This is a genomic window from Acidovorax sp. IB03, from assembly GCF_016406015.1.
Classification (GTDB): Bacteria; Pseudomonadota; Gammaproteobacteria; order Burkholderiales; family Burkholderiaceae_C; genus Acidovorax; species Acidovorax temperans.
Window position 1 is genome coordinate 112,699 of the sequence record NZ_JAEFCH010000011.1, and the last position, 6,633, is coordinate 119,331.

General features: G+C 67.0%; 6 protein-coding genes. 1 reads left to right on the forward strand and 5 read right to left on the reverse strand.

From position 1 onward, the window contains the following. Positions 1 to 20: 20 nt before the first annotated feature. Together IHV84_RS08930 and IHV84_RS08935 are read right to left on the reverse strand one after the other, a co-directional pair. Positions 21 to 1,973, reverse strand: coding sequence for an MFS transporter (locus IHV84_RS08930; RefSeq protein ID WP_198846602.1), 1,953 nt, complete (start codon positions 1,971 to 1,973; stop codon positions 21 to 23). A 43-nt stretch (positions 1,974 to 2,016) separates the two neighbouring features. Then, complete coding sequence (locus tag IHV84_RS08935) at positions 2,017 to 2,865, reverse strand: hypothetical protein (RefSeq protein ID WP_198846603.1); 849 nt, start codon at positions 2,863 to 2,865, stop codon at positions 2,017 to 2,019. 137 nt (positions 2,866 to 3,002) lie between these two features. On the opposite strand from IHV84_RS08935, the gene IHV84_RS08940 reads away from it, so the two are divergent. Next, complete coding sequence (locus IHV84_RS08940; protein ID WP_198846604.1) at positions 3,003 to 3,743, forward strand: helix-turn-helix transcriptional regulator; 741 nt, start codon at positions 3,003 to 3,005, stop codon at positions 3,741 to 3,743. Positions 3,744 to 3,892: 149 nt separating this feature from the next. On the opposite strand, the gene IHV84_RS08945 is transcribed toward IHV84_RS08940, so the two are convergent. The 3 genes from IHV84_RS08945 to IHV84_RS08955 all read right to left on the reverse strand — a co-directional run bounded on the left by IHV84_RS08945 (position 3,893) and on the right by IHV84_RS08955 (position 6,381). Next, positions 3,893 to 4,696, reverse strand: coding sequence for a 2-keto-4-pentenoate hydratase (locus IHV84_RS08945; protein ID WP_198846605.1), 804 nt, complete (start codon positions 4,694 to 4,696; stop codon positions 3,893 to 3,895). 118 nt (positions 4,697 to 4,814) lie between these two features. Beyond that, a complete protein-coding gene (locus IHV84_RS08950; RefSeq protein WP_198846614.1) occupies positions 4,815 to 5,144 on the reverse strand; it encodes a cytochrome c in 330 nt (109 codons plus the stop codon). A gap of 22 nt (positions 5,145 to 5,166) precedes the next feature. Next, a complete protein-coding gene (locus IHV84_RS08955) occupies positions 5,167 to 6,381 on the reverse strand; it encodes a sulfite oxidase (protein WP_198846606.1) in 1,215 nt (404 codons plus the stop codon). Positions 6,382 to 6,633: the final 252 nt, after the last annotated feature.

Here is a 6,633-nt window from a genome sequence, read left to right on the forward strand (position 1 = left end):
GTTTCGTTGGCGTAGTGCGCTCAGGCCTGAAGCAACTGCGCCACGCGCCCGCGCAGCGGCTCGGGCTGCACGTCGCTCGCGGCCACGGGGGCGCCCACATTCAGGCCCACACGGCTGAACATGCCCCGGCGGAAGGGGCGCACCATGGCCGTGCCGCGCTCGATGCGGCTGAAGTACGAGCCCCACAGGTTGGTCAGTGCCATGGGCACCACAGGCGCCTGAATGCCATCGGCCTGGGCGCGCTCGATGATCTTCATGATGCCGCCCTTGAAGGGCTGCAGCTCGCCGTCCTTGGTGATGCCGCCTTCGGGGAAGATGGCCAGCAGATCGCCCTCGCGCAGCACCTGGGCTGCGCGCTCGAACGCGGCTTCGTAGGTGGCGGGGTCTTCCTTTTGCGGCGCCACCGGAATGGCCTTGGCCAGGCGGAACAGCCAGCCCAGCACCGGCACGCGGAAGATGCGGTGGTCCATCAAAAAGTAGATGGGCCGGGGGCTGGCGGCCATGAGCAGCACGGCATCGACAAAGCTCACATGGTTGCACGCCAGAATGGCCGCGCCGGTGGACGGAATGTGCTCGTCACCCCGCACCTTGAAGCGGTAGATGAAGCGCGACATCACCCAGGCCACAAAGCGCAGCAGGTATTCGGGCACTAGCATGAAGATGTAGAACGCCACCACCGCGTTGGCAATGCCGGTGAACAAAAAGACTTGCGGCACGGTGAAGCCAGCGCCCAGCAAGGCCCCGGCGATGACGGAGCTGCCGATCATGAACAGCGCGTTCAGGATGTTGTTGGCCGCGATGATGCGGGCGCGGTGCGTGGGCTGGCTGCGCATCTGGATCAAGGCGTACATGGGCACGCTGTACAGCCCGGCAAACAGGCTGAGCAGTGCCAGGTCCAGCAGCACACGCCAGTGCTGGGGCTGCGCAAGAAAGGCGGCAGCGCCCATCATCTCGGCGGCGGGCAGGCTGCGGGTGGCGAAGTAAAGATCTACCGCAAACACGCTCATGCCGATGGCGCCCAGCGGCACCAGGCCGATTTCGACATGGCGGCGCGACAGCACCTCGCACAGCAGCGAGCCCACACCAATGCCTACGGAGAACACCACCAGCAGCAGCGAGGCCACTTGCTCGTTGCCGTGCAGCACCTCTTTGGCCAGGGCCGGAAACTGCGACAGGAACACGGCACCAAAGAACCACATCCAGCTGATGCCCAGCAGCGAGCGAAACACCACCACGTTGCCATGCGCCAGCTTGAGGTTGCGCCAGGTTTCGGTGAAGGGGTTCCAGTTGATGACGAGACCAGGGTCGGTGGCCGGGGCCGACGGAATGAACTGCGCCACCAGCCGCCCGGCCAGCGCCAGGGCGATGCAGCCCACGGCCACCGCAGTGTGACCAACGCCGGGCAGAGCCACCAGCAGGCCACCGGCCACCTGGCCCAGCAAGATGGCCACGAAGGTGCCCATCTCCACCATGCCGTTGCCGCCCGTCAGCTCGCGCTCATTCAGCACCTGGGGCATGTAGGCAAACTTGACCGGGCCAAACAGCGTGGAATGCAGCCCCATGAGGAAGGTGCACAGCAGCAGCACCGGCACGTGGTTGGCCACAAAGCCCCAGGCCGCCAGCGCCATGATGGCGATCTCCAGGTTCTTCACGAAGCGGATCATCCGCGTCTTGTCGTACTTGTCGGTGAGCTGGCCCGAGGTGGCCGAGAACAGCAAAAACGGCAGGATGAACAGCGCGCCAATCACCAGCCCCGCCATGGCGGGCGGCAGCCACGACACGCTGAGCTGGTAGGTCACCATCACGGTGAATGCGAACTTGAACAGGTTGTCGTTGGCGGCGCCAGAGAACTGCGTCCAGAAAAACGGGGCAAAGCGGCGCTGGCGCAGCAGGGCAAACTGGTTGGGCTCTTCGTAGGCTGGGAGGGCCAGGGGCGCTGGCTGCGCGGCAGGCTGCCCGTGCTGGGGGGTCATGCGGTTCACTCCTCTTGGCTTTTTTGTGTGGTGGGTTGCTGCATCACGCCCCACGGTGCCCGCCATTCTGCATGGCGCGGCGCGGCATCGGTGCAGCGAGGTAACGACTGTGGTGCAGGCGCGCCATGGCAAACAGCACCGGCAGGGCAGCCCCCGCAGCCATCAGGTGCTTGAACGTGTGGCCTGACACCCATTGGCCGGTGGCCTCGAACACTGCGTGGTCGGCCAGCTCAAAGGCTTTGGCAACGGCATACCAGGCGATCACCGCACCCCACTGCACCACCAGCGCACCATGGCGATGGGGCATGCATGCCAGGGCCAGCACCGCCAGCAGGCCGCCGAACTGCACCACGGCCCAGGGCAGCAGGTTGCCCGTGTGGGCCCATACCAGCACGGCAGTAGGCCCGGCCACCAGCAAGCCCAGCGCGGTGGCCACGCCCGCCCGGGGGCTGATGCGCCCAACCACCGCCAGGCCCAGCAGGCCGGCAAAAGCTGCGGCCATGCCCAGGCGGTCCCACAGCAGACCGGCGTCATCGGGCTGCCAGTGGTACCAGCCGGAGCCCACCGCCGTGAGCACCAGACCACCAAAGAACAGCGCCGCCGTGGCGCGGGTGGCCGGGCACAGCCGCAACGCGCCCAGGCGGCGCAACCACACCAGCCCCCACACCCCTGTCACAGCAAAGGGCAGGTTGCTCAGCACGTCCATCGCACAGGGCAGGCCATGCCAGCCGCGCTGATCGGCAAAGTCGTGCTGGTGCGCGCTGGCGGGCAAAAAGGGGCCCCACACGGCGAAGGCCAGCAGCGCGGCCGCAGCTACCAGCAGGGCCCATTCGGCCGGCTGCAGCGGCAGCCAGCGGCGGGAAGAAGTTTGCAAGGGGTGGACAGCGTTCATGGCGGGGAGCCCTCCTGGGGCGGCAACACAAGATGGGGCGCAGTGTGCAAACGCCGGTGGCTTTTGCCCCGAAAAAGTCGCACACAGGGCTACCCAGGCCACTGCGGGTATCCATAATCGATACCAAGGAGCCCCCCATGAGCACAACCGCCGACCTGGTGATCGCCCTGAAAAAGGAACTGAAGAACGCCCAGATGACCTACGCCGACCTGGCGCAGGCGCTGGGCATGGCCGAGTCCAGCGTCAAGCGCATGCTGGCCAAGGGCGACATGCCGCTGTCGCGCATTGATGCCATCTGCCGCACGCTGGCGCTGGACTTTGCCGACCTGGCCCGCCGCGTGGCCGACGAGCAGCCGCTGCTCAAAGAGCTGACGCAGGAGCAGGAAAAGGCCGTGGTGGCCGACAAAAAACTGCTGCTAATCGCGATCTGTGTGCTGAGCCAGTGGACGCTGGAACAGGTGGTGGCCACCTACCGGCTGACCGAGGCCGAGGGCATCAAGTACCTGGCGCAGCTGGACCGCATCGGCATCATCGAGCTGCGGCCGCTGAACCGCTACCGGCTCAAGCTGGCCAAGACCTTCCGCTGGCGCCCGCACGGGCCGGTGATGCACTACTTTCGCGACAACGCGCTGCTGGACTACTTTGCCGGGGGCTTCGACGGCCCCGGTGAAGGCGTGCTGCTGGTGCACGGCTCCATCAGCCGCGCGCTGGCCCCAGCTTTTCAGGAACGCATGCAGCGCGTGGCGCAAGACTTTGCGCAACAGCACCTGGCCGACCAGAAGCTGCCTTTGCAGGAGCGCGAGGGCTACACCGTGCTGCTGGCCATGCGCAGCTGGGAATTCGAGGCCTTTGCCAGCATGCGCCGCACGGGGGCGTAGGGGCCGGCTGAAACGGAGCGGCTGCGCTGGTGGCACACCAGCGGGTTGATTGCTATGCTTTCAATAGCTGCTACCGCTTACCCATCAAGCGCCAGAGGCCAAATTGGCTTCAAACCACAAGGTGCCCATTGCAAGCGCTGTGGCCCACCTTAAACGCACTGCAGTTCGGCGCAGCCAATGCCACCCAGCTTGGCCATCACCCGGGCACCGGGCGCCACCAGCACAGTGCCGGTGCAGGAGCCGGTGGTGACCCACTGGCCCGCGCGCAGGCCGCCCAGGCTGCGTGCGCCCTCGTTGGCCAGCCAGGTCAGCAGGCGCAGCGGGTCGCCCGCCGGGTTGCCCCAGGCGGGGCGTTGCACGGCCAGGGTGCCATTCACCCACAGGCTGACGGGCACCGACAAGGGCTGTAGGGCCGCCACATCGGCACGACCGCTGCCCACCACCAGCGCACCGTGGCAGGCCTGATCTGCCAGGCGGCTCCACTCGCCCTGCACGCCCCAGGCGGCATAGCGGGTGTCGCACACCTCGATGGCCGCATGGGCCGCGCGCACGGCGGCCAGCACGTCTGCCTCAGAGTAAGGCTGCTCACGGGGCGGCAAGTCGCAGGCCAGTTCGTAGGCCAGCTCTGCCTCCACGCCAATCACGGCGTTGCCTGCCACCGGCAACTCCTGCACCTGCCCCTCGGCGCAGACCCAGACGGTGTCTTGCGTCAGCGCCGCGCGCGCAGGCAGCGCCTGCGGGTTGGCCGCGCCCACCTTCCACCCCACCACCCGGCCGCGCGCCTGCACCACGGCGTCTTGCACCGCATAGGCCTGGGCTGCGTCCTGGGGCCGCAATGCGGCGGGAAGATCCAGCGGGCGGGGCAATTGCCCCAAGCGGGCCTGGGTCAGCACGGCAGCGCTGGCCAACGGATCGAACACAGTGGAGGCAGAAGCAACGGTATCAGGGGACATGGGTCAGTCAACAACGATCTGGAAGCAACCAATCAACCGCCGGATGGGCTGGTCTGCAGGCGCATGGTAAGGCCAGGGCACAGGCAGATGGCCCAGCCCCGGCAATGTGGTCACAGCATCAGGGTGCAGCGCCTGTGGAATGCGCCACAAAACGGGCGACGGCCTGCATGTCTTTTTCGGTCATTTTTTCGGCAAACGAGGGCATGGCGCCAATGCCGTTGCGCAGCGCGCTCAGCACGCGGTTGGCATCGGGCTTGATCTCGTCGAGCACGGGCCCAACCTGGCCTTGCGCGCCCGCCGCCTGCAAGGTGTGGCACACGGCGCACGCTGGCTGCAGGGTCAGAAAAAGCTGCTTGCCGCGCGCCAGCTCGGCAGGGTCAGCTGCCCAGCTGGCGTTGGCAAGACCGGCCAGCGCCAGGGCACAAGCCGCTGGCGCCAGCCGCCGCAAAGGGGTGGGTTGCGCGACCAACTCAGGCCACCGACACCGTGACAGAGTGATCGGCCCAGCTGGCGTTGTTGTAGCCACCCACGTTTTCCTCTCGCTGCTCGGGCTGAACGTTGCCCGCCGTGTCCGTCGCACGGCTGGCCAGCACATGGGTGCCTGCGCCCAGGCGCACCGGCAGCACAAACTGGCGCCAGGCAAACCGCCCCAGGTCCGGCCCGATGAGCTGGGCGGCCTGCCAGGTCTTGCCACCGTCTACCGACACTTCCACGCCCTTGATGCCACGCGTGCCGCCAAAGGCCACGCCATGCACCTGCACCATGCCGGGCTTGAGCGGCCCTTGCTCGGGCAGCGGGCCATTGATCCAGGATTTGACCGTCATCTCCCACACCGAGGGCTGGTCTGGGCTGGCCTTGGCGCCGGGCGGCGTCATGCGGTAACCGTGCTGCATGATGCGCGCCTGCGATTGCGCCTCGGTAAAGGCCAGGCGCTTGATGTACTTGATGTTGTTCACGCCCTGGTAGCCCGGAACGATGAGCCGCAGCGGGCCGCCATGGGCCAGCGAGAGCGGCTCGCCGTTCATCTCCCACGCCAGGATGGCATCTTCCATGGCCTTGATGGGCACCGAGCGTTCCACCAGCACCGTGAGCGGGTCCACGCCTTCGGGCAGCTTCTCGCCGCCCGTGCCCGTCACGTAAGCCATGCCACTGGCCACGCCGCCCAGGGCGGCCACCACGTTGCGCACGGGCACACCGCTCCACACCACGCAGCCGGCGGCACCCACCGTCCAGGGCGTGCCACTGGGCTTGGTGGGGAAGAACCCGCGCCCATTACCCGAACACTGCAGCACCGTGGCCACGGTCTCCAGCCCCAGCGTCTTGAGTTCCGCCAGGGTGATCTCACGCGGGTTCTTGACGCCCTCCACCCGCACCACCCAGGCGTTGCGGTCATCCAGGATGGCGGCATCGGGCGCAGGCAGGTTGTTGCGCACATACAGCTGGCTCGACGGCGTGACCACGCTGGTGCCAAACGCTCCGCGTCGGGTCTCCAGGGTGCTGCTGCTGTGCACGATCAGCGCATTGCCAGCCTTCCAGCCTGCGTAGCCCGGCAGCGGCTTGGGTGCAGCCGCTGCTGCGGCCTGGGCTTGGGCGGCGCCGGTCCAGCTGGCAAGGCCCGCAGCGCTCAGTGCAGCGGCGCTGGCTGCCAGCAGGTGACGACGTGGCAGGGTGGTGGATGGGGTCATGGGTGCACTCCTATGAATGAAGGGACGGTACGCCGGGATTCACGTACGGTTTGCCGCTGCGCGCGCGCAAGTGCCTACGCAAAACGACGCCATTCTGGAGGGCATCACGCGCTGCGGCACAGCTCACTGCGCCGCACTTGTAAGTAACAGAAACAAAGTGCCACTGGTGTTGACAAAGTAGCCGCCTGGCGCATATTTAAGGCAACGCTGATTAAGGTCCACCGTTGAGGGGGGTCAAACGTTATCCGCAGA

Coding starts and splice junctions, on each gene's coding strand:
- IHV84_RS08930 (WP_198846602.1), bottom strand. CDS start 1,973: ATGACCCCCCAGCACGGGCAGCCTGCCGCGCAGCCAGCGCCCCTGGCC.
- IHV84_RS08935 (WP_198846603.1), bottom strand. CDS start 2,865: ATGAACGCTGTCCACCCCTTGCAAACTTCTTCCCGCCGCTGGCTGCCG.
- IHV84_RS08940 (WP_198846604.1), top strand. CDS start 3,003: ATGAGCACAACCGCCGACCTGGTGATCGCCCTGAAAAAGGAACTGAAG.
- IHV84_RS08945 (WP_198846605.1), bottom strand. CDS start 4,696: ATGTCCCCTGATACCGTTGCTTCTGCCTCCACTGTGTTCGATCCGTTG.
- IHV84_RS08955 (WP_198846606.1), bottom strand. CDS start 6,381: ATGACCCCATCCACCACCCTGCCACGTCGTCACCTGCTGGCAGCCAGC.